Raw genomic sequence first — 25,733 nt, forward strand, 5'->3', positions numbered from 1 at the left:
TTCAAGTCTCGCTGATTTCGTAAAGCCGTGCATCAAAGCGGCGCGTGGCCCGCCAGTATTGCCAGGTGAAGCCGGGCCACAGGGTGTCGATGCGCCCGTCGGGGTGCTGGTACCAGCTTTTGCAGCCACTGGCCCACACCGTGCGGCGCAGGCGCCGCTGCACGCCGGCGTAGCTGGCAGCCTGCACCTGAGGCTTCAGGCGCAGCACCGGCGGGCCGCCGCGCAGCGCGCCGATGATGGTGTTGAGCTGGGCCTCGATCATGAAGACGATGGAGTTGTGGCCCAACCCGGTGCTGGGGCCCACGAGCAGGTGCAGATTGGGAAAGCCCGCCACATGGATGCCCAGGTGCGTGGCCGCGGGCTGCGCCTGCCACAGCGCGCTGAGCTCCACGCCGCCCTCGCCATGGATGCGCATGGGCGTGACGAATTCGGTGGCCGTGAAGCCCGTGGCCCAGACGATCACGTCGCATTCATGCAGCGCGCCGTCGGCCGTGACAATACCGCGCGGCTCGACGCGGTCAATCGCCCCGGTCACCAGCGCCACGCCGGGTTTTTGCAGCGCGGGGTAGTAGTCGCTGGACACGCCCATGCGCTTGCAGCCGGGGGCGTAGTCTGGCGTCAGCCGTTCGCGCAGCGCCGGGTCGCGCACCTGGTGGCGCAGGTGCGCCGAAGCGCCCCAGCGCGCCAGCCGCTGCATGCGCTGCGAGCCCAGGAAGCCGAGCCCGAACAGCTCGTTGCGCCAGTAGATGCGCCAGCGGTTGAGGGTCTGCAGCCAGGGCAGGGCCCGGTAGACCTGCCGGCGCACCGCGCTGTAGGGCCGGTCAGGCCGGGGCACGACCCAGGGCGGCGTGCGCTGGAACACGCTGAGCTGCGCCGCCACGCCGGCCAGCGCGGGCACGATCTGGATGGCGCTGGCCCCGGTGCCCACCACGGCCACGCGCCGGCCCGCCAGCGGCACGTCATGGCGCCACTGGCTCGAATGAAACTGCTCGCCGGCAAAGCTGCCACGGCCTTCGATGGCCGGAATGGCGGGCTTGTTCAGCGGGCCCGTGGCGCTGATGACATGACGCGCCTTGAGCGCGGGCTCGCCGGCGATGTCGATCCGCCACAGCTGTTCGTCGGCCAGCCAGCGCAGTTGCGTGACCTGCGCGCCCAGCTGGATCCGCGCCGCCAGCTGGTGGCGCGCGACCGTGCGCAGGATGTAGGCCTGGATCTCGGCCTGGCGCGGGTAGGGCCGCGTCCATTCGGTGTTGGGTTCGAACGAGAACGAGTACAGGTGCGAGGGGATGTCGCAGGCGCAGCCCGGGTAGGTGTTGTCGCGCCAGGTGCCGCCCACCTCTTGTGCACGCTCCAGCACGCGAAACGAGCCGATGCCGGCCCGCTGCAGACGGATGGCAGCGCCCAGCCCGCCCAGGCCGGCGCCGAGAATCGCCACATCCAGCTGTTCCATGGCGGGCACGTTAGCACGCGAATGCCGCGGGCGCTGTCGCCTGCGCCGCGGCCCGTGTGTCCGTCAGCGGGCGGTGCCGGCGCCCGGCCCCAGCCGCTCGCTCATCCAGCGCAGCAGGTCGATCCACATCTGGCGGGTCTCGCTGTCCAGCGGGGTGCGCATGGCATTGGGCAGTTCCACCGTGACCACGGGCACCCCCTTGTGCACGCCGCCGTAATTGCCCAGCGAGCCGGGGAAGATGCCCACCTGGTCCAGGTACAGCCGGCCCAGCTTGCTGGGCGGCACCGAGGGACCGTCAAAGTCCAGCACGCCGTAGGGTGCGTGGATGCTCACGATCAGGTCGGGCTTGAAGTCCTTCATCTGCGCGTGCACAAAGCGGGTTTCGGGCTCCGACAATGGCTTGGGCCCGGGCCAGCGGCGCGGATCCTTGCGCACGCGCTGGTTCCAGTAGATGGCGGCGTCGCGCTCCCAGTTGGGCGTGGGGAAGTTGCGGTTCAGATCCACACCGTTGGCGTTCATGCGCCGGGGCGGCTGGTTGAGCAGGCCGTCGGGGTTGAGCACCGGGATGAAGCGCCAGTGGATCGGCTGCGGCATCTGGATCAGCGGGTCTTCGGCCAGCCCGATCCAGTGCAGCGCCACCGACGCTGACGAGAGTTCGTCACCGTGGATGGCGCCGATCACCAGCACGCGCTGCCTGGGAGCGTCGGGCCGCACGTCGCGCGTGAACAGCGGCATGCCCTTGACCGAGCGGGCCCCGCTGTCCTGCAGCCGGGCCGCGGTGCACCGGGCCGTGCCAAGGTTGGGCAGGCGCTGCGCCAGCGCCTGGCACTGGGCGGCGGTGGCCAGCACGGGGGGTGGCGCCGGGGCCACGGCCGGCGGCGCGGGCGGCGGTGTCTTGGGGTCGACCGGCGGCGCGGCGCGGTCTGAACAGGCGGTGACCAGCAGGGCGGCCAACCCGGCGGCGGGAATCAGAAGGCTTCGTCGCATGAGCCCGATTATTGGCGCATGCAAAGGCGGCCTGGCATCACGCGTCCTTCTCGCCGGCCTCGTACAGCGTCTCGCGGCCCATGCGGTCGAGCACCAGCTCGGCCGTCCAGGGCAGCATCAGCGAGCCGCAGCGGCTGTCGCGGTAGATGCGCTCCAGCGGCAGGTGTTTCATCATGCTCTGGCCGCCGCAGGTGCGGATGGCCAGGCGGGCGATGTCGTTGGCGCCTTCCATCACGCTGTAGTGCGCGGCGTACAGGCGCATCTTTTCGTCCTTGCCGGGGTTGGGTTTGGCCTCGAGGATGGCGCGCGTGAACAGGCTGCGCATGCCTTCGAGCTGGATGCGCATCTGCGCGACCGCGATCTGCTTGGTGGGGTACATGCGGCGTTTCACCGGGGGCTCGCCGGGCACCTCACCACGCAGGTAGCTCACGGTGAAGTCATAGGCCGCGTTGGCCAGGCCGAGATACGTGGGCGCCAGCGTGAAGAACATCGCGGGCCAGGTCTGCGCGCCCTTGAAGTAGATGCCGCGCGGCATGAGCTGCTCATCGTCGCTGACGAACACGTCCTTGAAATGCAGGTTGCGGCTGACCGTGCCGCGCATGCCCAGCGGGTTCCAGTCGCCGCTGATCGAAAAGCCTTCTGCCTTGGCCGGCACGCTGATGTACAGCGTGTCACGCGCGTCGGGGTGCTCGTCGCCCTTGTCTTCGGTGCACAGCACGCCGTAGTAGTTGGCCGCGCCTGAGAGGCTGGCGAAGATCTTGCGGCCATTGACCAGCCAGCCGCCGTCCACCTTCCTGGCCGTGGTGCCAAACGGGGCGCGCCCGGCGGCGGCGGCGCTGCCTTCGCTGAAAGGCTGGGCGTAGATGGCGCCGTCGTTCACGATGCGGGCAAAGTGCAGCTCGCGCCGGCGCAGGTGCTCGGCGCGCTGCGCGTCGGTCATGGCAATGCCGTCGGCCAGCACGCCGGTCCACATGGTGGAGCAGATGTGCATGTTCCAGGTCAGCGCGGTGGCGCCGCAGTGGCGGCCCACCTCGGCGGCCAGCATCATGTAGGTGGCGTAGTCGGCACCCAGCCCGCCGTGCGACTCGGGCACGCACAGCTTGAGCAGTCCGGCATCGCGCAGGTCCTCGTAGTTGGCAAACGGGAAGCTCGCGGTTTCGTCCCACTGCGCGGCGCGCGGCGCAAACCGGGTGCGGCCCAGCTCACTGGCCAGCGCCAGCAGCGAGCGCTGTTGGGGAGTCAGGGGCATGTCGCCCACGGCGGGGGTGAAGCCCAGGGTGTCGGGCAGGGTGCGGGTGTTCATCAAAGGTCTCCTTCAGTAGCGCTCGGTGCGGCCGCCCAGCGCGTCGAGCACGCCCAGCCAGAGCGCGGTGCGCTCGTTGTATGAATCGGCCTCCTGGGCGCCGGAGGCATTGGCATAGACGGCCGTCTGCACCATCACGATGCCGGTGGCGGGTTGCACAAACACGGCCTGGCCGTGAATGCCCTGCATGGCAAAGCTGCGCTCCTTCAGCGGGAACAGCCAGAACTGGTAGCCATAGCCAAAGAACGGCGTGGCCTGGCGCGGCGCAAAGGCCGCGGGCTGGCGCGCGGGGTCGGTGGCGTCCAGCACATAGTCGCGCGGCACCACTTGCCGCTCACCCACCTTGCCGTCATGGGCCAGCAGCAGGCCCAGCCGGCCCCAGTCGCGCAGGCTGGCATTGAAGCCGCCATAGGCCTGCTCCTGCCGGTCGGCGCCCATGCGCCAGAAGGCATCGTGTTCGGCGCCCAGGGGCTGCCACAGCCATTCCGCGGTCAGCGCAGCCAGGTTGCGGCCCGTGGCGCCCGCCAGCACGCGGCCCAGCACGTCGGTCTCGGCGCTGGCGTAGACAAACTTCTCGCCGGCGGGTGAATGCCGCTCGGTGATGCCGCGCAGCACGCTCATGGGACTGGGGTTGCCCGTGGCGGAGGCCCGTGACAGGCGGGCGATGTCGTCCTGCCCGTCGTAGCGCTCGGTGAAGCGCAGGCCGGAGCTCATGCGCAGCAGCTGGCGAACCGTGGTGGCGCCGTAGGGGCTGCCCGCCAGGTCCTTGGCGTATTTCCCGGCCGGGTCGTCCAGCGAGGCAATGGCGCCGCGCTGCACCGCCACGCCCACCAGCAGCGAGGTGACGCTCTTGGCCATGGAAAAGCTGATGAAGCGCGCATCGTCCCGGCGGCCATAGCGGTAGTGCTCGGCCACGATCTCGCCATTCTTGAGGATCAGCAGGCCGGTGATGCGGCGGCGCTCCAGGTAGTCGCTCAGCGTGTAGCCTGTGTTGCGAAAGCGGTAGTGGATGGCGGGCGGCTGCACCGCCTTCGGCAGCGCGGCCGGCGTAGCCGCGCGGGGCACTTCGCGGGTCAGGATTCCCGGCACCTTGTCCAGCGCCGACCACGAGCCCACGCGGTAGGGCATGTCATACCAGTTGGCGGGGCTGGTGCCCACCGGATAGCCCTGGGCCTTGCCCAGTGGCCCCTCATCAGGCTCGGCCACCGCGGGCAGGGCCAGCAGGGCCAGCGCACAGGCCAGCAGGCGCTGACGGCAGGGCAGCCCGCTCATGGCCTCAATGCAGCAGGCGCGGCAGCGCCAGGAAGTTGAGCACCAGGCTGTCGAATTCTTCCGGCGCCTCGAGGTTCAGCAAGTGGCCAATGCCCTTCATTTCAATGAAGGTGCTGCCCGCAATGGCGGCGGCCATTTTCTTCATGACGGCGGGCGGTGCATTGCGGTCATGCTCACCGGCCAGCAGCAGCGTGGGCACATGGATGTCCGCCAGGCTGGCGCGCCGGTCAAAGGTAACCAGGGCCTCCAGCGCGCGGCGGTAGGTGGAGGGGTTGACCAGGCTCATGCAATGGGTGGCGAGCTTCACCCCCTCGGGCAGCGAACCCGGGCCGATCATCTGCGGCACCAGCAGTTCGGCCAGCTGGGCCATGGTCTGGCCCGCGTCCAGCGGGGCGGTGCGGCTGGCAATGAATTCACGCTGCCAGTCGCCGTCGGGTTTGCCAAACGACGGCGAGGTGCCGCACAGGATGAGTTTGTTCACGAGTTCGGGCCGCCGCGCCACCACCTCCTGCGCCACCATGCCGCCCATGCTGTGTCCTAAAAGCGTGAGCTGCCGGTTGCCCTGCGCCTGCATCAGCGCCTCGATCAGCCGGATGCAGGCCTCGGCCAGGCCCTTGAAGGTGTAGGGCTCGATGGGGGCGCTGTGGCCATAGCCCGGCATGTCCCAGGCCACCGCGCGGTAGCCCAGGGAGGCGAGTGCCTCCACCTGCGGCGCAAAAGCCAGGTGCCCGCCACCAATGCCGTGCAGCATGAGCACCGTGGGGCCGCTGCCCAGCGCAGTGAACGTGGGCAGGCTGCTCATGCGACGACCTGGCCCGCGTCGACCACGGTCTGGCCGTCCAGCTGCACGGTGCAGTGGCGCAGCGGCAGATCGAAGTGGCCGGCCGTGTAGCGGCCCGCCACCTCGTTGGCGCCGGTGCTGTAGAGAAAGTTGCCCGCGAAGGCGCGCAACTCGGTGCCGTTGAAGTCGCGTTTGTCGTAGAGAGCCATGCTGTCCCAGCGGGCCGCCGGGTTCAGGCCGTAGCCCACGTGGCTCACGGCATAGGCCTCGCGATCGCCCCAGGCCGCGATGTAGCTGCGCATCAGCTCGGCATCGACCCCGGCGCCGCGGATGGCGGTCACGTAGTCGTCCTCGATGGTCAGGGTGACGGGGCGCTCGATGTAGCGCTTGAAGGTGAGGTTGACGTCGCCTTCGGCCAGCACCAGCGTGCCATTGACACTGCCCGCCGCGGGAAACGCCAGCGCCAGCCCGCCGGGCCAGTGCGTCATGGTGCCGGGCCGCGTGGTGGTGCCCCAGTTGCCGCCCGCGGCAGCGCCTTTCAGGGAGATGCGCAGGTCGGTGCCCGCCGCTGACGTGACCTGCATGGCCGTGGCGGCGCGCAGGCGCTTGACATGGCCCTTGACCAGCGGCTCGAGCGTGTCGCCTGGCAGCAGGCGGGCCAGCGCCTCCGGATGCTCGTTGCTGACATAGACCACGCGCGGCTGGGTCCCGCTGGCACCCTGGAGGATGGCGGGCAGCTCGGGCGCGTGCATCAGCCCTTCGACGGTGCAGTCCAGCACCAGGGTGCTTCCGGCCAGCGCCGACACCACGGGTGCTATGTTTTGCAGAGCATTGGAGGCGCCCGTGGAGCGGGCTACAGGCCGATTTGATTCAAAAACGCTGGGCAGCAGCAGGGTGAATGCCTTCGCGCCCACGCGCGCGGCGGCCAGGCGCGCCAGTTCGATCAGCACGGGCCGGCTCTGGCTCTCGCCCAGCACGGCCACGGTGTCACCGGGCTGGACCGCACAGCGGCGCAGCAGGGATTCAAAAGCGTCAAGCCACGCGGGCTCAATTTTTTCTTGCAGCATGATGTTTCCGTTCAGGTCATAATACATGAAATTTCATGGAATAAGGTTTGTGAGCCCTCCCCGCAAAGCCCAGCCGCCCGCGTTCTCCACGCTGGAGTTCCGCGCCGCGCTGGGCATGTTCGCCACCGGCGTGACCATCGTCACGGCGCGCACGGCCACGGGCGAGCTGATCGGCCTCACGGCCAACTCGTTCAACTCAGTGTCGCTGGATCCGCCGCTGGTGCTGTGGAGCCTGGCACGGGCCGCGGGCTCGATGCCCGCGTTCAGCACCGGCTCGCACTACGCCATCAACATCCTCGGGGCGGGCCAGAAGGACCTGGCCGAGCGCTTCGCGCTCAAGGGCGCCGACCGCTGGGGTGGTGTGGCCTTTGCCGAAGGCGTGGGCGGCGCGCCGCTGCTCGCGGGTGCCGCCGCCACCTTTGAGTGCTTCAACCGCAGCCGCTACGAGGAAGGCGACCACGTCATCTTCGTGGGCGAGGTCGAGCGCTGCACCCATGCCCGGGGTGCCTCGCCCCTGCTGTTTCACGGCGGCCAGTTCTACACGGAGCACGCGCTGTGAGCGCGGCGCCGCAGCGCTTTGTCGATGGCTACCTTGGCTACCTGCTGGGCCAGGCCAACCATGCGCTGTACAAGGATTTCGACGCCCATGTGCGGGCCGCGGGCCTGAGCAGCATCGAGTGGCGCGTGCTGTCCACGCTGCATGACAGCCCCCCGCTCACCGTGAGCCAGCTCGCGCTGGACGTGCTGTCCAAGCAGCCCACGGTGACCAAGCTGGTCCAGCGCATGGCGGAGCAGGGCTGGGTTGATCTGCATGCCGACGCGAGCGACCAGCGGCGCACGCTGGTGGCGGCCACCGCGCTCGGCAAACGCCTGGTCAAGCCGCTGGTCGAAGAAGCCAAAGTGCACGAAGCCCGCATGCTGCGGGCACTGGGCGCTACTGAAAAGATAGCGCTGCGCAAGCTGCTCGTGAAGCTCGCGGGCAGCGACTGAGGCACCCGGCGCCGGCTCAGCCTGCGGCCAGTCCGCGGGCATGAAAACGCAGGTGGTCTTCCATGAAGGTCTGGATGAAGTAGTAGCCGTGGTCATAGCCCGCATGGCGGCGCAGCGTCAGGGGTTGGCCCGCAGCCGCGCAGGCCGCTTCAAACAGATGCGGGTGCAGTTGCCCGGGCAGGAATTTGTCGGCCAGCCCTTGATCGATGAGAACACCACCCGGAAACGGCGGCCGGGCTTGCTGCGTCATGAGCGCGCTCGCGTCATGGGCCTGCCAGGCTGCGGGGTCTTCACCCAGGTAGCCCGTGAACGCCTTCTGGCCCCAGGGGCACTGCGCGGGCGCGCAGATGGGCGCGAAGGCCGACAGCGTCCTGAACACGCCCGGGTGGCGCAACGACAGCGTCAGCGCACCGTGGCCGCCCATGGAGTGGCCGAAGATGCCGAGCCTTTCGCCATCCAGCGGCAGTTCGCGCACCAGCATGGGCAAAAGCTCGGCCATGAGCCAGCTTTCCATGCGCCAGTGCCTGGCCCAGGGCGCCTGGGTGGCATCCAGGTAAAAGCCCGCGCCCACGCCAAAGTCCCAGCTGTCGGCCTCGCCGGGCACGTTCGCACCGCGCGGGCTGGTGTCGGGGGCGATCAGCGCCAGGCCCAGTTGCGCCGCCAGGCGCTGGGCGCCGGCCTTGACCATGAAGGTTTCCTCATTGCAGGTCAGGCCCGCCAGGTACAGCAGCGCCGGCACTCTGGCGCCAGCCACGGCCTGCGGCGGCAGGTAGACCGAGAACTTCATGGGCAAGCCAATCTCTGCCGAATCGTGCTGGCAAAAGCGCAGCTCACCGCCAAAGCAGGCATGGCCGGCCAGTGTTTCGGTCCCCGCCTGCGCGCCCATCAGTAAATCACCACGCCGCGGATCGACTCGCCGCGCTTCATCAGGTCGAAGCCCTTGTTGATGTCTTCCAGCGGCATGGTGTGGGTGATCAGGTCGTCGATGTTGATCTTGCCTTCCATGTACCAGTCCACGATTTTGGGTACATCGGTGCGCCCGCGTGCACCACCAAAGGCCGAACCTTCCCACTTGCGACCCGTGACCAGCTGGAACGGCCGCGTGCTGATTTCAGCGCCTGCTTCGGCCACGCCGATGATGATGCTGCGGCCCCAGCCCTTGTGGGTGCACTCCAGCGCCTGGCGCATCACCTGGGTGTTGCCTATGCACTCGAAGCTGTAGTCGGCGCCGCCGTCGGTGAGCTGCACGATGGCGTCCACCACGTTGTCCACTTCCTTGGGGTTGATGAAGTGGGTCATGCCGAACTGGCGTGCCATTTCCTGGCGCGCCGGATTGATGTCCACACCGATGATCTTGTCGGCGCCCACCATCTTCGCACCCTGGATCACGTTCAGGCCAATACCGCCCAGGCCGAACACCACCACATTGGCGCCGGCCTCGACCTTGGCGGTGAAGATCACCGCGCCGATGCCGGTGGTCACGCCGCAGCCGATGTAGCAGACCTTGTCGAACGGCGCGTCTTCACGGATCTTGGCGAGCGAGATTTCGGGCGCGACGGTGTAGTTGCTGAAGGTGCTGGTGCCCATGTAGTGAAAGATGGGCTTGCCGTCCAGGCTGAAGCGGCTGGTCGCATCCGGCATCAGACCCTTGCCTTGCGTGCCGCGGATCAGCTGGCACAGGTTGGTCTTGCGACTCAGGCAGAACTTGCACTGGCGGCACTCGGGCGTGTACAGCGGGATGACGTGGTCACCCTTCTTGAGCGTGGTCACACCAGGGCCCACATCGACCACGATGCCCGCGCCCTCGTGGCCCAGGATGGCCGGGAAGATGCCTTCGGGGTCGGCGCCGCTGAGCGTGTAGTAGTCGGTGTGGCAGATGCCGGTGGCCTTGATTTCGACCAGCACTTCGCCAGATTTGGGGCCGTCCAGGTCCACGGTTTCGATGGTGAGGGGTGCGCCGGATTTCCAGGCGACTGCTGCTTTGGTTTTCATGGGGAGCCCCGGGAGTTGTCGTGTCGATCCAAGGCTACCATCGTCACCATGACCGAGCGCAAAAATCACCTGGATTCCCTGGCCATTTCCCTGCTGGTGGCCTGCTGCCTGTTCTGGGGTTTCCAGCAGATCCTGATCAAGACCACCGTGGGCGAGGTGCCTCCGCTGTGGCAGGCTTCGCTGCGCATGGCGGGCGCCACCGCGCTGCTGTGGGGCTGGTGCGTGGCGCGCGGCGTCAAGCTGTTTGAGCGCGATGGCTCGCTGCCCGCGGGGCTGCTGGCCGGCGCCCTGTTTGCTGGGGAGTTCTGCTGCATCTACCTGGGCCTGATGAGCACCACGGCGTCGCGGCTCACGGTGTTTCTCTACACCTCGCCCTTTGTGGTGGCGCTGCTGCTGCCGCGCTTTGTGCCGTCCGAGACGATGCGCCCGGTGCAATGGGTGGGGCTGGCCATTGCGTTCGCCGCGGTGGCCGTGGCCTTCAGCGAGGGTTTTCTGCATGGCTCCACCCAAAGCCAGCTGCACGGCGACGCGCTGGCCCTGGCCGCCGGCACGCTGTGGGGCCTGACCACGTTGGTGATCCGCGCCAGCAGCATGAGCCGCATCAGCGCCGAGAAAACCCTGTTCTACCAGGTGAGCGTGACCGCGCTGGTGGCGCCCCTGCTGTCACTGGCGATTGGCGAGCCCTGGGGCCTTGCCTATTCCACCCAGGCCTGGGTGTCCATCGGCCTGCAGACGGGCGTGGGCGCCTTTGCCAGCTACCTCACCTGGATGTGGCTGCTGCGGCACTACCCGGCCACGCAGATGAGCTCATTCACCTTTCTCACGCCGCTGTTCGCGCTGGTGCTGGGCGTGGTCTTGCTGGGCGAGCCGCTCACGCTGCAGCTGGTGCTGGCGCTGGCCGGCGTGGCGGTCGGCATTGTGCTGGTGAACCGCAAGGCCGCCACCGTCGCCAGCACCGGCTCTGCTACGATTCCCCGGCCTTGAAAACTCCCACCCGCAAGCCGCGCGAAAACCGCGAACGCATCCTCGCTGCGATCCGCGAAGCCGCCATTGCCGAGTTCAGCCAGAACGGCCTCAAGGGCACGTCAACCCAGGCCATTGCCGCGCGCGCCGGACTGACCAAGCCCCAGTTGCATTACTACATCAAGGGCAAGGAAGAACTCTACGAAGAGTTGCTGCTGTCCGTGATGTCGGACTGGAAGGGCATGTTCGATGCCGGCTCCACGGACCCGGGCAAGGTGCTGGGCGACTACATCCGCTCCAAGATCGACCAGGCCTTTGACAAGCCCGAGGTCTCGCGCATCTTCACGCGCGAGGTGCTGGACGGCGGCCGCAACCTCGAGAAGTTCTGGCCCGAGTCGCGCCAGCGCACCCAGGAAAAGGTCAACATCATCAATGGCTGGATTGCGCGCGGCCTGATGAAGCCCGTGGATCCGTATGTGCTGCTCATGAACATCTGGTCCATGACCCAGTTCTACGCCGACTCGGCCGTGCAGGTGCGCCAGCTCCTCAGCCCCGGCCAACCCGACTGGCAGCCCGACCGGGAGGCGCTGGTGCGCGAACTGACCACGCTGATCCTGCGCGGCTGCGGCATCCAGACCGCCTGATCTCCGTTTGTCCGCCCAGCCCCACGGGCCGGGCCATGCCATTGGCACAGTGATTGCTTATTCTGACCAATCGATCAAATTGATTGGTCAGAATTGAATACACAAGCCCACAACTTCGCCTCGCGCCAGGCCCCACCGCACATTCCCGGTGCGCGGTTCACGCTTGCGGTGCGCAACCCCGGGTAACCGCCATGCATGTCTTGGTCGTCTATTGCCACCCCGTTGAGACCAGCTTTGCCTCGGCCCTGCACGCCGAAGTCGTGGCCAACCTCAAGGCCGCAGGCCACACGGTGGACGACTGTGACCTCTATGCAGAGGGCTTCAACCCCGTGCTGTCGCGCGAGGAGCGGCTGGGCTACCACGACGTGCCCGCCAACCAGCAAGCACTGGCGCCCTACGTGGCCCGGCTGCAGCGCGCCGAGGCCATCGTGTTCTGCTTCCCCACGTGGTGCTTTGGCCTGCCAGCCATGCTCAAGGGCTTCTTTGACCGGCTGTTCATGCCCGGCGTGGCCTTTGACATCAGCGACCCGGCCAATGTGAAGCCCATGCTGACGCACATCCGGCGCATTTCGGCCGTGGTCACCTACGGCCGACCGCGCTGGGTGGCCTGGTACATGGGCGACCCCCCGCGCAAGATCATCACGCGCTACATGCGCCGGCTGACCGGCAATACGGCCAGGGCCGACTTCCACGCGTACTACCACATGAACGTGGCCACCGAGCCGCGCCTGACCGCCTTCAAGCGCCGTGTGGGCCAGGCCATGGCAAGGTTTGCATGAACGCGCCAGGCCAGATCATCAACGCCCGGTTGCCCCGCTGGCTGCTGGGCGCCCGCTGGCCCACGCGGGCTGGCCAGCCCGCACTCGCCGCGCTGACCCTCTCTGACGGAAGCATCGACGCCGTGGTATCCATGGACCAGGCCCAGGCCGACGACGACAGCTGGGATGTGGCCGGCGCCCCGGTGCTGCCCGGCCTGGTAGACGCCCACACGCACCTGGACAAGACCTTCACGCGGCCCCGCATGCGCAATGTGCAGCCCGGGCTGCTGGGTGCCATAGACGCCATGATGGCCGACCGGCTGGGCTGGACCGCCGAGGACGTGCGCCGGCGCGCCAGCCGCGGGCTGGACTGGGCCCACGAAGCGGGTTGCGTCCACCTGCGCAGCCATGTGGACTGGTGGGAACCCGACAGCACCCCGGTGGCCTGGCAGGTGCTGGCCGAGCTGGCCCAGCAGTGGCGAGGCCGCATTCGCCTCGAGCAGGTCAGCCTGGTCAAGCTCACGCTGTTCCAGGACCTGGCGCAGGCCCGCCGCATCGCGGCGCGGGTGGTCGCCACCGGCGGCCATGCGGTGCTGGGCGCCTTTGTGCACACGGTCAACTGGGACGAGCAGGCGCTGCGCCACGTGTTCATGGTGGCCGACGAGGCCGGGCTCGATGTGGACCTGCATGTGGACGAGGAACTGAACCCCGAGGCCCAGGGCCTGGCCGCCACCGCGCGCATCGTGCGCGAGACCGGCTTTGGCGGCCGTGTGGTCTGCGGCCACACCTGCTCGCTCGCGGCACAGCCCGAGGCACAAGCGCTGGCCACGCTGGATGCGGTGGCCCGCGCGCCCATCACGCTGGTGTCGCTGCCCATCACCAACTTGCTGCTGCAGGACGCCACCACCGGCCGTACACCCCGCCAGCGCGGCCTGACCCTGATCAAGGAAGCCCGCGCACGGTCCATCCCGCTGCTGATCGCCAGCGACAACGTGCAGGACCCGTTCTGCGGCGTCGGCAGCTACGACCCGGTTGAAGCGCTGGCTGCGGGCGTGCTCGCGGCCCAGCTCGACCAGCCGTTTGATGTCTGGTCCGACACCCTGTGCCGCGCCGACTGGCTGCAGCGCACACCGGCCGCTGCGCCTTCTCTGGTTGGCGCGCTGGCCGACCTCGTCATCTTCACCGGCACCGACGCCTGGGGCTGGCCTTCCCGCTGCGCGCAGCGCGTTGTCCTGCGCCGGGGCGTGCGCCTGCACCCACTGCCTGAAAGGGCTTTTGCATGATTCACGGTTACATCCCTCCCCACCGCTTCCTGCCCTACCTGAGCTGGACCGAGGTCGCGGCCCTGCCCGACCGCGAAAACACCGTCATCGTTTTGCCGGTGGGCGCCATTGAGCAACATGGCCCGCACCTGCCCTGCTCGGTGGACAGCGTGATCTCGTCGGGCGTGCTGGGCAAGGCGCTGGAACGCCTGCCGGCGGCCATTCGCGCGTTTGGCCTGGCGCCCATCACCTATGGCAAGTCCGACGAGCACCTGCACTTTCCCGGCACCATGACCCTGACCGGGCCCACGCTTTTGGCCACCATCACCGAGCTGGGCGAGTCGGTGTATCGGGCCGGCTTTCGCAAGCTGCTGCTGGCCAACGGCCACGGCGGACAGCCCCAGGTGCTGGAAATGGCGGCGCGCGAACTGCGGCTGCGCCACGGCGACTTCGTGATCGTGCCCTTCCACGTGTCACGCCTGCCCAATTCATCGGGCAAATACATTTCTGACGAGGAGCGTCGCCTGGCCATGCATGCCGGTCATTCCGAGACCGCGCTGATGATGGCGCTGGCGCCCGATACGGTGCACATGGAACGTGCGGTGGCCAACTTCCCGCCACCGTTTCCCTCAAAAATCCTTTCGGGCGACGGCCGGCCGGCCTGTGCCTGGACGGCGCGCGACTTTGGCCCCAGCGGCGTGATCGGTGACCCGCTGCAGGCCACGCCCGAACAGGGCCTGGACATCCTGGACACCCTGTCGGCCAGCTGGGTGCAGGCCATCACGGACCTGTTCCACATGCAGTGGGTGATGCGGGACGTGCCCTCCTGGGGCTACGGCCACCAGCAGGGCCACATCGAGCCAACCCCGGCCTGACGGTCCGCAACTTGCATGGCCGCCGCGCAGTCCTTTCACCCGTTCACCACATTCTTCAAGAGGTGCCTCCCATGAAAGCTTCGTTTGCACGCACGTTACTCGCTGCTTCGCTCGGTCTGGCCTTTGCGGCCGGCGCCCAGGCGCAGGAAAAGCTGACCTACATGACCAACTGGTACGCCCAGGCCGAACACGGCGGCTTCTACCAGGCGCTGGCCACCGGCATCTACAAGAAATACGGGCTGGACGTGACCATCAAGATGGGCGGCCCGCAGGTCAACATCATGCAGATGCTGGGCGCCGGCCAGACCGACTGCGTCATGGGCTCGAGCGACCTGCAGATCATGGTGGCGCGCAGCAATGGCCTGCCCATCGTGACGCTGGCGGCCAGCTTCCAGAAGGACCCGCAGGTGCTGATCGCCCACGAAGACGTGAAGAAGTTCGAGGACATGAAGGGCAAGACCATCCTGATTGCCTCGTCGGCCCGCCAGGGCTACTGGCTGTGGCTCAAGGGCAAGTACGGCTTTGACGACGCACAGCTCAAGCCCTACACCTTCAACATCCAGCCCTTTGTGGCCGACAAGAACACGGTGCAGCAGGGCTATCTCACGTCCGAGCCGTTTGCGATCCAGAAGGCCGGCGTGAAGGCCAACACCTTCCTGTTCGCCGACCACGGCTGGCCCACCTACTCCACCACCATCTCGTGCATGGAACAGACGGTCAAGGACAAGCCCAAGGCCATGGCGGCCTTCGTGAAGGGCACGATGGAAGGCTGGAAGAGCTACCTGGCCGACCCGGCCCCGGCCAATGCGCTGATCAAGAAGGACAACCCCAACATGACCGACGAGCAGCTCGCCTACAGCGTGGCCAAGCTCAAGGAAATGGGCATCATCACGGGCGGCGGCGCCGGCAAGAACGGCATTGGCAGCATCGACATCGACCGCGTGCGCAAGAACCACGCCTTCCTGGTGGACAACAAGCTGGTCGACCCCGGCAAGGTCGGCCCGACCCAGGCCTATGACCTGCAGTTCATCAAGGACGTGAAGGTGATGCCGTGATGCGTGAGTCGCCTGCCGCGCACAGCGTGGACCTTGCCGCGGCAGGCGCGCCCGCCGTCGAGGTGCTGTCGGCCCACAAGACCTACCCCAATGGCACGGTCGCCCTGCAGCCGGTGGAGCTCACGGTGCAGGAAGGCGAATTCATCACCCTGCTCGGCCCCTCGGGCTGTGGCAAGAGCACGCTGCTCAAGATGGTGGCCGGCCTGCTGGAGCCCACCGATGGCCGCCTGCTGCTGTGGCGCAAGCCGGTGGCCCAGCTGGAGACCACGCAGCGCAAGCTGGCCTTTGTGTTCCAGGCGCCCACGCTCATGCCCTGGGCCAGCGTGGCCACCAACGTGCGGTTGCCGCTGGACCTGGCGGGCCTGCCCCGGGCCGAGGCCGGCGCGCGCGTGGCGGAAGCCCTGGCGCTGGTGGGTCTGACCCGGTTCGCGGACTCGCTGCCGCGCGCGCTGTCGGGTGGCATGCAGATGCGCGTGTCGATCGCGCGCAGCCTGGTGGTGCAGCCCAACCTGTTGCTGATGGACGAGCCCTTCGGCGCGCTGGACGAGATCACGCGCCACAAGCTCGACTCCGACCTGCTGGCCCTGTGGCGCGAAAAGAAGCTCACCGTGATCTTTGTCACCCACTCCATCCATGAGGCCGTGTTCCTGTCCAACCGTGTGGTGATGATGGCAGCGCGGCCAGGACGCATCGTGGAGGAAGTGGTGATTGACGAGCCCTACCCGCGCACGCAGGACTTCATGGTCACGCCGCGCTTTGCCGAGTACGCCAAACGCCTGCAGGACAGCCTGCTGCGCGCCAGCGTCGACACCGACGAGGAAAAAATATGACGCCCCCCCGAAGCGGCTTGCAGCCGCCTCCCCCTCAAGGGGGCGCCGCCAGCGGCCCGGCAAAGCCGGTTCCGCGGCAGCCCTCGGAAAGAGTGCAGAAAGTGCTCTACCCCAGCGTCGTCGCCATCGTGCTGCTGGTGGCCTGGCAGGCCCTGGTCACCGGCTTCAATCTGCCGCCCTACCTGGTGCCTTCACCCATCCTGATGTTCCAGACACTGGCCACGGACTGGCAATCACTGGGCGGCTCGCTGCTGGTCACGATGAAGATCACGCTGCTGTCATTCGTCACGGCCACCGTGATCGGCGTGCTGATCTCGTTCCTGTTCGTGCAGAGCCGAAAGATCGAGACAGCGCTGTTCCCCTATGCGGTGCTGCTGCAGGTCACGCCCATCGTGGCCGTGGCCCCGCTGATCATCATCTGGGTCAAGAACCCCACGGCCTCGCTGGTGGCCTGCGCCTCACTGGTTGCGCTGTTCCCCATCATCTCCAACACCACGCTGGGCCTGCGCAGCATCGACCCCGACCTGCAAAGCTACTTTGCGATGAACCGCGCCAGCCGGGCCCAGACCCTGATGCGCCTGCGCATCCCCAGCGCGCTGCCCTACTTCTTTGGCGGGTTGCGCATCTCCAGCGGGCTGGCGCTGATCGGCGCCGTGGTGGCGGAATTCGTCGCCGGCACCGGGGGCGCGGCCACCGGCCTGGCCTACCAGATCCTCATGGCGGGCTATCAGCTCAACATCCCGCGCATGTTCGCCGCCCTGCTGCTGATCTCACTGGCCGGCGTGGGCCTGTTCGTGCTGATGGCCTGGCTGACCAAGCTGGCGCTGGGCTCCTGGCACGCCAGCGAGCTTTCCCGCGATTGATCATGAACGCACCCACTCACCCCATCGAACAGCTGCACGCCGAACTGCCCGACCTGGACTGGGTCACCGACGAGGGGCGCGTTGCGCGCCTGTCGCAGGACTTCAACTGGTACAGCCCGGTGCTCAAGCGCCAGCTCGAAAGCAAAACGGCCGCGGCCGTGGCACGCCCGCGCAGCGAGGACGAGATCCGGGCCCTGGTCGGCCTGTGTGCGCGGCTGCGCATTCCCATCACCGTGCGCGGCAGCGGCACCGGCAACTACGGCCAGTGCGTGCCACTGCAGGGCGGCGTGCTGCTGGACATGAGCGGCTACAACGCTTTCCTGTGGGCGCGCGCGGGAGTGGCCCGCGCGCAGGCGGGCATTCGCCTGTGGGACCTGGAAAAGGCCACGCGCGAACACGGCCTGGAACTGCGCTGCATGCCCTCCACCTACCGCAGCGCCACCCTGGGCGGCCTGTATGGCGGCGGCTTTGGCGGCATCGGCTCCATCAACTACGGCCCGCTCGGGTCGCGCGGCAACGTGCTGGGCCTGAAGGCCATGACCATCGAAGAAAACCCGCAGGTCATCGAGTTGCGCGGGTCCGAAGCGCTGGCCATGCACCATGTCTGGGGCACGAACGGCCTGGTGCTGGAACTGGAGATTGCCATGGCGCCGGTGCACGACTGGATGGAAGCCATCGTCACCTTCTCCAGCTTCGACGACGCACTCGATTTTGCCGACGCGCTCTCGCGCGCGCCGGGCATCCTCAAGAAGGAAATCGCGTTTCTTGCGGCGCCGGTCCCCGACTACATCCGGCAGCTGGCCGACTACCTGCCAGCCGGCTGCCACGCCTGCATCGTGCTGGTGGCAGGGCAGAGCGAGCCCGCGTACCTGGAACTGGTCGCGCAGTTTCGCGGCACGGTCACTTACCGCAAGACAGCGGCGGAAGTGGCCGCCGGCAACCGCACGCTGCTGGAGTACACCTGGAACCACACCACCCTGCACGCGATGCGGGTGGACAAGAGCATCACCTACCTGCAAAGCGCTTTTGTTGCGGGCCAGCACCTGGAGCAGGTGCGCCGCATGGAAAAGCTGCTGGGCGGCGAAGTGCTGATGCACGCCGAGTTCATCCGCAACATGGACGGCCTGATGACCTGCACCGCGTTGCAGCTGGTCAAGTTCAGCACCGAGGAGCGGTTGCAGGAGATCATGCAGATCCACCGTGACAACGGCGTGCGCATCAACGACCCGCATGTGTTCGTGGTGGAAGACGGCCGCGCCAACGGCGATCTGGCGCCGGCCGTGCTGGACACCAAGCGCCGCTTCGACCCGTTCAACCTCATGAACCCCGGCAAGGTGCGCGCCTGGGCGCAGGGCATTCCTGCATGACCACCGGCAAGCCCATGGCCCACTACGCGGCTGCGCGGCGCGCGGGAGACTTTGTGTTTCTGAGCGGTGTGGTGGCCGTGGACCCTGCACGCAAGGCCGTGCTGCAAACCTACGACGAGTTGCCCCCGCACGCCGTGGATGCACTCAAGACCCTGGGCTATTGCACAGGCCAGATGACGGTGGACATTTACGAGGCCCCCGCCGTGGTGCAAAGCTGGTTCGTACTGGACCGCATCCGCCAGATCGCGGCCGAGCACGGTGGGTCCATGGCCGACGCCATCAAGCTGGTGCAGTACTTCCGCGACCTGCGCCACTACCCTTTCTACAACCGCGTGCGCGGCCTGTTCTACCCTGGCGAGCCGCCGGCCAGCACGGTGGTGGAAGTCGCGCGCTTCATGCCGGGTGACGGCGCCTTGATTGAAGTGGAGGCGACCCTGTTCGTGCCGCGCAAGGCATAGGTTTTGCATCTGTTTTCGCAGAGTAGAAGCAGGCAGTGGCGCCTTCAACGCCACGGGTCATTGCTCTGGTTGTTTCACACACATCACCGGAGAGTCCACATGAAACGCGTTTTCACATCCATCGCCCTGGCCACGGCCGCACTTGCCGTCCACGCACAGGACAAGGTCACCTTCCTCACCTCCTGGTACGCCCAGGCCGAACACGGCGGCTACTACCAGGCCGTCGCCACCGGCATCTACAAGAAGTACGGCCTGGACGTCACGCTCAAGATGGGCGGGCCCCAAGTCAACGCGGTGCAGATCATCGCCGCCGGCCAGGCCGACTTCATCATGGGCAAGGACTTCCAGACCCTGTCGGCCATCGAGAACGGCGTGCCCCTGACCACGGTGGCGGCGGTGTTCCAGATGGAGCCACAGGGCATGGTCACCCACACCGACGTGAACAGCCTGGCCGACCTCAAGGGCAAGACCATCCTGCTGGCCACCAGCGGGCGTACCAGCTGGTGGCCCTGGCTGAAGATCAAGCACGGCCTCAAGGACGACCAGGCCCGCCCCTACACCTTCAGCATGCAGCCCTTCTTTGCCGACAAGAACATGGCGCAGCAGGGCTACCCCGGCTCCGAGCCTTTCATCGCCGAGAAGGCCGGCCAGAAGATCAAGTTCTTCCTGTTCGCCGACGAGGGCTACCCGCCCTATGGCAACACCATCGTCACCACGCGCCAGATGGTGAAGGAAAAGCCCGAGCTGGTGCAGCGCTTCGTCAAGGCCACGCTGGAGGGCTGGAAGAGTTACCTGGCCAACCCGGCGCCGGGCAATGCCCTGATCAAGCAGGAGAACCCCAAGATGGAAGACGAGCTGATCGCCTATTCCATCAAGACCATGAAGGAGATGAAGTTCTTCGATGGTGGCGACGCCGCCAAGGCGGGCCCGGGCGTGATGACCGACGCGCGCTGGAAGCAGACCTATGACCTCATGGTCACCAGCGGCCAGCTCAAGCCGAACCCGAACTGGCAGCAGGCCTACACCCTGCAGTTCCTTAAAGACCTGAAGAAGTAAATATGCGCCCCCACGCTCACATTCGTTCGCTGCCCCCCGAGGGGGCCGCGGCCTCCCTAGAGGCGGCTCGTCTGGAGGCCTACCCATGCTAGTCACACAACAACCGGTGTTGCGGCGCTTCTGGTATGCCGTGATGCCGATGGACAAGCTCGACGCCGGCCCGCAGCCTTTCACGCTGCTGGGCGAGAACATCGTGCTGTGGAAAAAGGCCGACGGCATGCCCGCTGCGCTGCGCGACCGCTGCTGCCACCGCACCGCCAAACTGTCCAAGGGCTTTGTCGATGGCGACCACATCGTCTGCGGTTACCACGGCTGGACCTACGACTGCTCGGGCGCCTGTGTGCGCATCCCGCAGGCGCCGGACATTCAAATCCCCGCCGGCGCCCGCGTGCCCGGCTATCACTGCCAGGAGAAGTTCGGCTACGCCTGGGTCTGCCTGGACGAACCGCTGATGCCGCTGCTGGACACCGAGGAAGAAGCCCTGGGCTACCGCCGCATCCACCAGTTCGACGAGACGTGGAACACCGGCGCGCTACGGCTGATGGAGAACTCCTTCGACTCGGCCCACTTCGCCTTCGTGCATGCCGGCACCTTCGGCCAGGGCGACCAGCCCAAGCCCGAGCACTTCAAGCTGGAAGAGACGGACTACGGCTTCGAAGCCTCGATGGTCATCACGATCAACAACCCGCCACAGTCGCACCGCATCACCGGCACGACCGAGCCGACGACCAAAAGGCAGTTCTCCAACCAGTGGCACCTGCCCTTCCTGCGCAAGCTGGGGCTGATCTACCCCAGCGGCATCAAGCACACCATCTTCACCTGCGCCACACCCATCGACGACCACCGCATCCAGCTGATCCAGTGGCTGTACCGCAATGACACGGAAGAGGACTGCCCGGCCGAGTTGTTGAACGACTGGGACACCAAGGTGGTGCTGGAAGACAAGGTGATCCTCGAATCGGTGGACGCCGACGCACCGGTGGACGTGGCGCGTCGCGACGAGCAAAGCATGGCCAGCGACCGCCCCGGCATGCTGATGCGCAAGCGCCTGCTGCAGCTGCTGAAGGAGCACGGCGAGGCCGAGGTGCACGGCTGGACCCGCATCCATCCCGCGCAGGAGGTGGCCCATGCTGACCACTAAACAGAAGGTGCTGCGGCGCTTCTGGTATGCGCTCATGCCCATGTCGCACCTGGACGACGGGCCCAAGCCCTTCACCCTGATGGGCGAGGAGATCGTGCTGTGGAAGCAGGCCGATGGGACGCCCGCCGCCGTGCGCGACCGCTGCTGCCACCGCACGGCCAAGCTCTCCAAAGGCTTCGTCAGCGAAGGCAACCTCACCTGCGGCTACCACGGCTGGACCTACGACTGCACCGGCGCCTGCGTGAAGATCCCGCAGCAGCCGGACATGCAGATCCCCGCCGGCGCCCGCGTGCCGGCGTACCGCGCGCAGGAGAAATACGGCTACGTGTGGGTGGCGCTCGAAGAACCGCTCAAGCCCATCCCCCACTTCCCCGAAGACGGCGCGCCGGGCTTTCGCCGCATCTTCCAGTTTTATGAGGAATGGAAGACCAGCCCGCTGCGCATGATGGAGAACTCGTTCGACAACTCGCATTTCTCGTACGTGCACAAGGCCAACTTCGGCATTCTGGAGAACCCCAAGCCAGCGCCCTACGAGTTCCGCGAGACCGACTACGGCTTCGAGGCGGAGACGACGGTGCCCATCCGCAACCCGGAGCAGAGCTTCCCCATCACCGGCACCACCGAGCCCATCACGCACCGGCACCTGGTGAACCGCTACTACCTGCCCTTCTCGCGCCGCTTCGGCTGCACCTACCCGGCCAGCGGGCGGGCGCACATCATCTACAACTGCGCGACGCCCATCGACGACGAGCGGATGATGCTGGTGCAATGGCTGTACCGCAACGACACGGAAGCCGACGTGAGCACCCAGGCCCTGATCGACTGGGATGCGGCCATCACCGCCGAAGACCGCGACATCCTGGAAGCGACCGACGCGGACGCTTGCGTGGACACGACGCGCCGCGCCGAATTCCACATGCCCTCGGACAAGCCCGGGCTGGTGATCCGCAAGCAGCTGCTGGACCTGCTGCGCGCTCATGGCGAAGAAGAAATCCACCGCGGCAACGTGGACAAGGTCATCCCCATCCGCGCCGAGGCATCATGAGCAACTTGCTGATCCGCAATGCCACCGCCATCCTCACCGGCAAGACGGGCGCCGAGGCGCGGCACAAGGGGCCGGACATCCGCATCGCCCAAGGCCGCATCGAAGCCATGGGCCAACTGGCGCCGCTGCCCGGCGAGGCACAGATCGACGCGAGCGGCTGCGTGGTGTACCCCGCCTGGGTGAACACGCACCACCACCTGTTCCAGTCGCTGCTCAAGGGCGACCCGCAGGGCATCAACGCGACGCTCACGCCCTGGCTTAGCGCCACGCCCTTCCGTCTGCGGCCGAAGATGGATGAAGGCCTGTTCCGCCTGGCCGCGCGCATTGGCCTGGTGGAGCTGGCGCTGTCGGGCTGCGGCACGGTGGCCGACCACAACTACCACTACTGGCCCGGCATGCCCTATGACAGCTCGGCCATCCTGTTTGAGGAAGCGCAGGCGCTGGGCCTGCGCTTTGTGCTGTGCCGCGGCGGCGGCACGCTGTCGCGCATCGACGCCAAGGACCTGCCCCCGGAGCTGCGCCCCGAGAAGCTCGACGACTACCTGGCCGACGTGGAACGAACAGCCAAGCGCTTCCATGACCCGGCACCCGACAGCATGCGCCGCGTCGTGGTCGCGCCCACCACGCCACCCCACTCGATGCGCCCCGAGGAGCTGAAGGAAACCGCCACCTTCGCCCGCGAGCGGGGACTGCGCCTGCACTCTCACCTGTCCGAGACCGTGCACTACCACGACACCGTGCACAGCCAGCACGGCACCACGCCAATCCGTTTTGCCGAAAGCATTGGCTGGCTGGGGCCGGATGTGTGGTTTGCGCATCTGGTGAAGCTGGATGTGGATGAGATCGAGCTGCTGGGGAAGACGCGGACCGGGATTGCCCATTGCCCCCAAAGCAACGGCCGCCTGGGCAGCGGTATTGCACCGGTGCGCGCGCTGGAAGACGCGGGCGCCACGGTGTCCATCGGCGTGGATGGCGCCGCCTCCAACGAAGCGGCTGACATGATTTCAGAGACGCATGCCGCCTGGCTGATGCAGCGAGCGCGCGCTGGCGAGGCCGCCGTGGCCCTGCACCGCGGCGGCCAGGGCGAAGCAGAGGCTGCAGCGGCAGCCACTGTGGAGGACGTGGTGCGCTGGGGCACCGCCGGTGGCGCGAAAGTGCTGGGGGTGGATGCCGTGGGCACGCTGGCCCCGGGCCAGGCCGCGGATATTGCGCTGTACGCCGTGGACCGGGAGCCGCGCCATTTCGGCCTGCACGACCCGGCCATCGCGCCCGTCGCCTGTGGGGGCGCGGCGCACCTCAAGGCACTGCTGGTGGGTGGGCGCCCCGTCGTGAGCGAAGGTGCGGTGCCCGGGCTGGACCTGGCGGCGCTGGGGCGGCAGGCCCGTGCCGCCGTGCTGCGCCTGCAGGACTGAGCTCAGGCCTTGGCCGTGCGGTCGCGCGCGAACGCCACGTACCAATCCAGGCACCCCGGATTGGCCATGGCGTCCTTGTTGACCACCTTCTCGAGCGGCTGGCCGAGCAACAGCTTCTTGATCGGCAGCTCCTGCTTCTTGCCGCTCAGGGTGCGCGGAATCTCGGCCACCTGGAAGATGTCGTTAGGCACAAAGCGCGGGCTCAACGCGGTCTTGATGGCGCCGTTCAACCGCGCGCGCATGGCGTCGTCCAGCGCCACGCCTTCGCGCAGCACGACGAACAGCGGCATGTAGCTCTCGCGGCCCAAATATTCCAGGTCCACCACCATGGAGTCCAGCACCTCGGGCAGCGCCTCGACCGCGCTGTACAGCTCGCTGGTGCCCATGCGCAGGCCATGGCGGTTGATGGTGGCGTCGCTGCGGCCGTAGATGATGCAGCCGCCCGCGGGCGTGACCTTGAGCCAGTCGCCATGGCGCCAGACGCCGGGGTACATGTCGAAGTAGCTGGACAGGTAGCGCTTGTTGCCCTCGTCACCCCAGAAGTACAGCGGCATGGAGGGAATGGGCTGGGTGCAGACCAGCTCGCCGACTTCGTCGATGACCGGCTGGCCCTGCTCGTTCCAGGCCTCGACGGCGCAGCCCAGCAGCCGGCACTGCATCTCGCCCGGGATCAGCGGCAGCTCGCGGTTGCCGCCGATGAAGGCGCCGGCAAAGTCAGTGCCGCCGCTGATGTTGCACCACCAGATGTCAAACCCCCGTTCGCCCTGAGCTTGTGGAAGGGCTTCGACAGGCTCAGCCTGAACGGTGTGGAGTGCACGGAACTGCTCCGTGCCCCAGCGCTGCGCTTCGGGCGAGAGCGGGGAGCCCGTGGTGCCCAGCGCCCGCACGGACCGCAGGCCCGGCATCTGTGTGAGGTCCACGCCGGCCTTCAGGCAGTTGGCAAAGAAGGCCGCGCCCGCGCCAAAGAAAGTCACGCCCAACTCGGCACCAAAGCGCCAGAGCGTGCCCCAGTCGGGCTTGTCCTTGCTGCCGCCGGGGTTGCCGTCATAGATGCAGCAGGTGGTGCCGTTGAGCAGGCCGCTCATCTGGGCATTCCACATCACCCAGCCGGTGGAGCTGTACCAGTGGTAGCGCTCGCCCCAGTTGTTGGGGCTGTAGCTGCAGCCCACGTCGTTGTGCAGGGTCTTGAGCGCCAGCGCCACGATGACCGTGCCGCCATGGCCATGGACGATGGGCTTGGGCAGGCCGGTGGTGCCGCTGGAGTAGACGATCCACAGCGGATGGTCAAACGGCAGCCACAGCGGCGTGAATGCGGCCGTTTGGGCATCATTTCGGGCTGTAGTCGAGGACAGGCGGGCATCAGGCGCTAGCAAATTCATAGCATCTTCGGTGCTGCCGAGGTTGTCGTGGACGATCAGGTGCGTGACGCTGGGCAGCGCGGCACGCAGTTCGGCCACCACGCCGGTGCGGTCGAAGTCGCGCCCGCCGTAGCTCACGCCGTCGCAGGCGATCAGGATCTTGGGCTCGATCTGCCTGAACCTGTCCAGCACGGCGTTGGTGCCCATGTCGGGCGCGCAGATGCTCCAGACGCCGCCCAGGCTGACCACCGCCAGGAACGCCACCATGGCTTCGGGAATGTTGGGCAGGTAGGCCGCCACCCGGTCGCCGGGCTGCAGGCCCTGGGCCTGAAGGTGCAGGGCCAGCGAGGCGACCTGGCGGCGCAGTTCGGGCCAGCTCAGTTCACGGTGGTTGCCTTTTTCATTGCGGCTGATGATGGCCGGGAAGCCCGCGGCATGCGCGGCCTCGACATGGCGGAACACCTGGTTTGCGTAGTTGAACTGGGCGCCCGCAAACCATTTCACGTCGGGCATGACGCCGCCGGAGCGCACCGCGGCGTGGGGCGTGGGCGAGTTCAGCTCGAAGTAGTCCCAGATGCTCTGCCAGAAGGCATCGAGGTCGGTCACCGACCAGCGCCACAGCGCGTCATAGGAGTCAAACGAAAGGCCGCGTGTCTCGCGCAGCCAGGCCTTGTACAGGGTGATTTGGGGGGTGTTGGGCGCACTCATGGGTCAAGCGTAGCAGTTCCGCCGGTGGGGGCCCGTCACCTGTCTGACCGCCCGCATCGCCGGCTTATCCAGGCGCCCAACTTATTTCGCACAGCT

Annotated in this window: 25 protein-coding genes; 16 read left to right on the top strand and 9 right to left on the bottom strand. The window is 67.3% G+C overall.

Annotated elements, in window-relative coordinates:
• Position 1: 1 nt before the first annotated feature.
• From KF796_01540 to KF796_01565, 6 genes are all read right to left on the bottom strand, one after another.
• The gene (locus KF796_01540; protein MBX3585296.1) at positions 2–1,450 is read right to left on the bottom strand and encodes an NAD(P)/FAD-dependent oxidoreductase; all 1,449 of its coding nucleotides are present in this window, start codon (positions 1,448–1,450) and stop codon (positions 2–4) included.
• 63 nt (positions 1,451–1,513) lie between these two features.
• Positions 1,514–2,437 carry a murein peptide amidase A gene (locus KF796_01545; GenBank protein MBX3585297.1) on the bottom strand — a complete coding sequence of 308 codons (924 nt, stop codon included), beginning with the start codon at positions 2,435–2,437 and terminating at the stop codon, positions 1,514–1,516.
• A gap of 37 nt (positions 2,438–2,474) precedes the next feature.
• Complete coding sequence (locus KF796_01550; protein MBX3585298.1) at positions 2,475–3,740, bottom strand: acyl-CoA dehydrogenase; 1,266 nt, start codon at positions 3,738–3,740, stop codon at positions 2,475–2,477.
• Between the two features lie 12 nt (positions 3,741–3,752).
• Positions 3,753–5,012 (bottom strand): serine hydrolase, encoded by a 1,260-nt coding sequence (locus tag KF796_01555; protein MBX3585299.1) that lies wholly within the window; start codon positions 5,010–5,012, stop codon positions 3,753–3,755.
• Between the two features lie 4 nt (positions 5,013–5,016).
• A complete protein-coding gene (locus KF796_01560; protein MBX3585300.1) occupies positions 5,017–5,814 on the bottom strand; it encodes an alpha/beta fold hydrolase in 798 nt (265 codons plus the stop codon).
• The gene (locus KF796_01565; GenBank protein ID MBX3585301.1) at positions 5,811–6,860 is read right to left on the bottom strand and encodes a peptidase M29; all 1,050 of its coding nucleotides are present in this window, start codon (positions 6,858–6,860) and stop codon (positions 5,811–5,813) included. Before KF796_01565 ends, KF796_01560 begins: the two co-directional genes overlap by 4 nt.
• Before the next feature lie 25 nt (positions 6,861–6,885).
• Here KF796_01565 and KF796_01570 point away from each other — a divergent pair, with 25 nt between their 5' ends.
• Entirely contained in the window at positions 6,886–7,419 is a 534-nt protein-coding gene (locus tag KF796_01570; GenBank protein ID MBX3585302.1) for a flavin reductase family protein, read from the top strand.
• Complete coding sequence (locus KF796_01575; GenBank protein MBX3585303.1) at positions 7,416–7,850, top strand: MarR family transcriptional regulator; 435 nt, start codon at positions 7,416–7,418, stop codon at positions 7,848–7,850. The genes KF796_01570 and KF796_01575 overlap by 4 nt, the downstream gene beginning before the upstream one ends.
• A gap of 16 nt (positions 7,851–7,866) precedes the next feature.
• Here the strand turns inward: KF796_01575 and fghA are convergent, their stop codons facing one another.
• Positions 7,867–8,736 carry an S-formylglutathione hydrolase gene (gene fghA, locus KF796_01580; GenBank protein ID MBX3585304.1) on the bottom strand — a complete coding sequence of 290 codons (870 nt, stop codon included), beginning with the start codon at positions 8,734–8,736 and terminating at the stop codon, positions 7,867–7,869.
• Positions 8,736–9,842: an S-(hydroxymethyl)glutathione dehydrogenase/class III alcohol dehydrogenase gene (locus tag KF796_01585; GenBank protein ID MBX3585305.1), complete on the bottom strand. Its 1,107-nt coding sequence runs from the start codon at positions 9,840–9,842 to the stop codon at positions 8,736–8,738. Before KF796_01585 ends, fghA begins: the two co-directional genes overlap by 1 nt.
• Positions 9,843–9,890: 48 nt before the next feature.
• Between KF796_01585 and KF796_01590 the strand changes: the two genes are divergently transcribed.
• From KF796_01590 to KF796_01655, 14 genes are all read left to right on the top strand, one after another.
• Positions 9,891–10,826 (top strand): DMT family transporter, encoded by a 936-nt coding sequence (locus tag KF796_01590; GenBank protein ID MBX3585306.1) that lies wholly within the window; start codon positions 9,891–9,893, stop codon positions 10,824–10,826.
• Positions 10,823–11,449 carry a TetR family transcriptional regulator C-terminal domain-containing protein gene (locus tag KF796_01595; protein MBX3585307.1) on the top strand — a complete coding sequence of 209 codons (627 nt, stop codon included), beginning with the start codon at positions 10,823–10,825 and terminating at the stop codon, positions 11,447–11,449. The genes KF796_01590 and KF796_01595 overlap by 4 nt, the downstream gene beginning before the upstream one ends.
• Positions 11,450–11,640: 191 nt before the next feature.
• Entirely contained in the window at positions 11,641–12,228 is a 588-nt protein-coding gene (locus KF796_01600) for an NAD(P)H-dependent oxidoreductase (GenBank protein MBX3585308.1), read from the top strand.
• On the top strand, positions 12,225–13,490 hold the full coding sequence (locus tag KF796_01605) for an amidohydrolase family protein (GenBank protein ID MBX3585309.1): 1,266 nt from the start codon (positions 12,225–12,227) through the stop codon (positions 13,488–13,490). Before KF796_01600 ends, KF796_01605 begins: the two co-directional genes overlap by 4 nt.
• Positions 13,487–14,344 (top strand): creatininase family protein, encoded by an 858-nt coding sequence (locus KF796_01610; GenBank protein ID MBX3585310.1) that lies wholly within the window; start codon positions 13,487–13,489, stop codon positions 14,342–14,344. Before KF796_01605 ends, KF796_01610 begins: the two co-directional genes overlap by 4 nt.
• Before the next feature lie 71 nt (positions 14,345–14,415).
• Positions 14,416–15,399 carry an ABC transporter substrate-binding protein gene (locus KF796_01615; protein ID MBX3585311.1) on the top strand — a complete coding sequence of 328 codons (984 nt, stop codon included), beginning with the start codon at positions 14,416–14,418 and terminating at the stop codon, positions 15,397–15,399.
• The gene (locus KF796_01620) at positions 15,399–16,229 is read left to right on the top strand and encodes an ABC transporter ATP-binding protein (GenBank protein MBX3585312.1); all 831 of its coding nucleotides are present in this window, start codon (positions 15,399–15,401) and stop codon (positions 16,227–16,229) included. Before KF796_01615 ends, KF796_01620 begins: the two co-directional genes overlap by 1 nt.
• Positions 16,226–17,092, top strand: coding sequence for an ABC transporter permease (locus KF796_01625; protein MBX3585313.1), 867 nt, complete (start codon positions 16,226–16,228; stop codon positions 17,090–17,092). Before KF796_01620 ends, KF796_01625 begins: the two co-directional genes overlap by 4 nt.
• Before the next feature lie 2 nt (positions 17,093–17,094).
• On the top strand, positions 17,095–18,459 hold the full coding sequence (locus KF796_01630; GenBank protein MBX3585314.1) for an FAD-binding oxidoreductase: 1,365 nt from the start codon (positions 17,095–17,097) through the stop codon (positions 18,457–18,459).
• A complete protein-coding gene (locus tag KF796_01635; protein MBX3585315.1) occupies positions 18,456–18,917 on the top strand; it encodes a RidA family protein in 462 nt (153 codons plus the stop codon). The genes KF796_01630 and KF796_01635 overlap by 4 nt, the downstream gene beginning before the upstream one ends.
• A gap of 99 nt (positions 18,918–19,016) precedes the next feature.
• Positions 19,017–19,973 (top strand): ABC transporter substrate-binding protein, encoded by a 957-nt coding sequence (locus KF796_01640; protein MBX3585316.1) that lies wholly within the window; start codon positions 19,017–19,019, stop codon positions 19,971–19,973.
• An 85-nt stretch (positions 19,974–20,058) separates the two neighbouring features.
• Positions 20,059–21,114, top strand: coding sequence for an aromatic ring-hydroxylating dioxygenase subunit alpha (locus KF796_01645; protein ID MBX3585317.1), 1,056 nt, complete (start codon positions 20,059–20,061; stop codon positions 21,112–21,114).
• Complete coding sequence (locus tag KF796_01650; GenBank protein ID MBX3585318.1) at positions 21,101–22,159, top strand: aromatic ring-hydroxylating dioxygenase subunit alpha; 1,059 nt, start codon at positions 21,101–21,103, stop codon at positions 22,157–22,159. Before KF796_01645 ends, KF796_01650 begins: the two co-directional genes overlap by 14 nt.
• Positions 22,156–23,571, top strand: coding sequence for an amidohydrolase family protein (locus KF796_01655; GenBank protein ID MBX3585319.1), 1,416 nt, complete (start codon positions 22,156–22,158; stop codon positions 23,569–23,571). The genes KF796_01650 and KF796_01655 overlap by 4 nt, the downstream gene beginning before the upstream one ends.
• 2 nt (positions 23,572–23,573) lie before the next feature.
• Here KF796_01655 and KF796_01660 read toward each other — a convergent pair whose 3' ends face one another.
• Positions 23,574–25,637, bottom strand: coding sequence for an acetoacetate--CoA ligase (locus tag KF796_01660; protein ID MBX3585320.1), 2,064 nt, complete (start codon positions 25,635–25,637; stop codon positions 23,574–23,576).
• Positions 25,638–25,733 lie beyond the last annotated feature (96 nt).

The sequence above is a fragment of the Ramlibacter sp. genome (genome assembly GCA_019635435.1).
GTDB lineage: Bacteria > Pseudomonadota > Gammaproteobacteria > Burkholderiales > Burkholderiaceae_C > JAHBZM01.

Bases quoted from the DNA above. Each gene is read 5' to 3' on its own strand.
- KF796_01660 (MBX3585320.1), bottom strand. From the start codon at position 25,637: ATGAGTGCGCCCAACACCCCCCAAATCACCCTGTACAAGGCCTGGCTG.
- KF796_01560 (MBX3585300.1), bottom strand. From the start codon at position 5,814: ATGAGCAGCCTGCCCACGTTCACTGCGCTGGGCAGCGGCCCCACGGTG.
- KF796_01585 (MBX3585305.1), bottom strand. From the start codon at position 9,842: ATGAAAACCAAAGCAGCAGTCGCCTGGAAATCCGGCGCACCCCTCACC.
- KF796_01590 (MBX3585306.1), top strand. From the start codon at position 9,891: ATGACCGAGCGCAAAAATCACCTGGATTCCCTGGCCATTTCCCTGCTG.
- KF796_01540 (MBX3585296.1), bottom strand. From the start codon at position 1,450: ATGGAACAGCTGGATGTGGCGATTCTCGGCGCCGGCCTGGGCGGGCTG.
- fghA (MBX3585304.1), bottom strand. From the start codon at position 8,736: ATGGGCGCGCAGGCGGGGACCGAAACACTGGCCGGCCATGCCTGCTTT.
- KF796_01550 (MBX3585298.1), bottom strand. From the start codon at position 3,740: ATGAACACCCGCACCCTGCCCGACACCCTGGGCTTCACCCCCGCCGTG.
- KF796_01615 (MBX3585311.1), top strand. From the start codon at position 14,416: ATGAAAGCTTCGTTTGCACGCACGTTACTCGCTGCTTCGCTCGGTCTG.
- KF796_01565 (MBX3585301.1), bottom strand. From the start codon at position 6,860: ATGCTGCAAGAAAAAATTGAGCCCGCGTGGCTTGACGCTTTTGAATCC.
- KF796_01570 (MBX3585302.1), top strand. From the start codon at position 6,886: ATGAAATTTCATGGAATAAGGTTTGTGAGCCCTCCCCGCAAAGCCCAG.
- KF796_01630 (MBX3585314.1), top strand. From the start codon at position 17,095: ATGAACGCACCCACTCACCCCATCGAACAGCTGCACGCCGAACTGCCC.
- KF796_01555 (MBX3585299.1), bottom strand. From the start codon at position 5,012: ATGAGCGGGCTGCCCTGCCGTCAGCGCCTGCTGGCCTGTGCGCTGGCC.
- KF796_01605 (MBX3585309.1), top strand. From the start codon at position 12,225: ATGAACGCGCCAGGCCAGATCATCAACGCCCGGTTGCCCCGCTGGCTG.
- KF796_01645 (MBX3585317.1), top strand. From the start codon at position 20,059: ATGCTAGTCACACAACAACCGGTGTTGCGGCGCTTCTGGTATGCCGTG.
- KF796_01625 (MBX3585313.1), top strand. From the start codon at position 16,226: ATGACGCCCCCCCGAAGCGGCTTGCAGCCGCCTCCCCCTCAAGGGGGC.
- KF796_01610 (MBX3585310.1), top strand. From the start codon at position 13,487: ATGATTCACGGTTACATCCCTCCCCACCGCTTCCTGCCCTACCTGAGC.
- KF796_01650 (MBX3585318.1), top strand. From the start codon at position 21,101: ATGCTGACCACTAAACAGAAGGTGCTGCGGCGCTTCTGGTATGCGCTC.
- KF796_01600 (MBX3585308.1), top strand. From the start codon at position 11,641: ATGCATGTCTTGGTCGTCTATTGCCACCCCGTTGAGACCAGCTTTGCC.
- KF796_01635 (MBX3585315.1), top strand. From the start codon at position 18,456: ATGACCACCGGCAAGCCCATGGCCCACTACGCGGCTGCGCGGCGCGCG.
- KF796_01620 (MBX3585312.1), top strand. From the start codon at position 15,399: ATGCGTGAGTCGCCTGCCGCGCACAGCGTGGACCTTGCCGCGGCAGGC.
- KF796_01545 (MBX3585297.1), bottom strand. From the start codon at position 2,437: ATGCGACGAAGCCTTCTGATTCCCGCCGCCGGGTTGGCCGCCCTGCTG.
- KF796_01655 (MBX3585319.1), top strand. From the start codon at position 22,156: ATGAGCAACTTGCTGATCCGCAATGCCACCGCCATCCTCACCGGCAAG.
- KF796_01640 (MBX3585316.1), top strand. From the start codon at position 19,017: ATGAAACGCGTTTTCACATCCATCGCCCTGGCCACGGCCGCACTTGCC.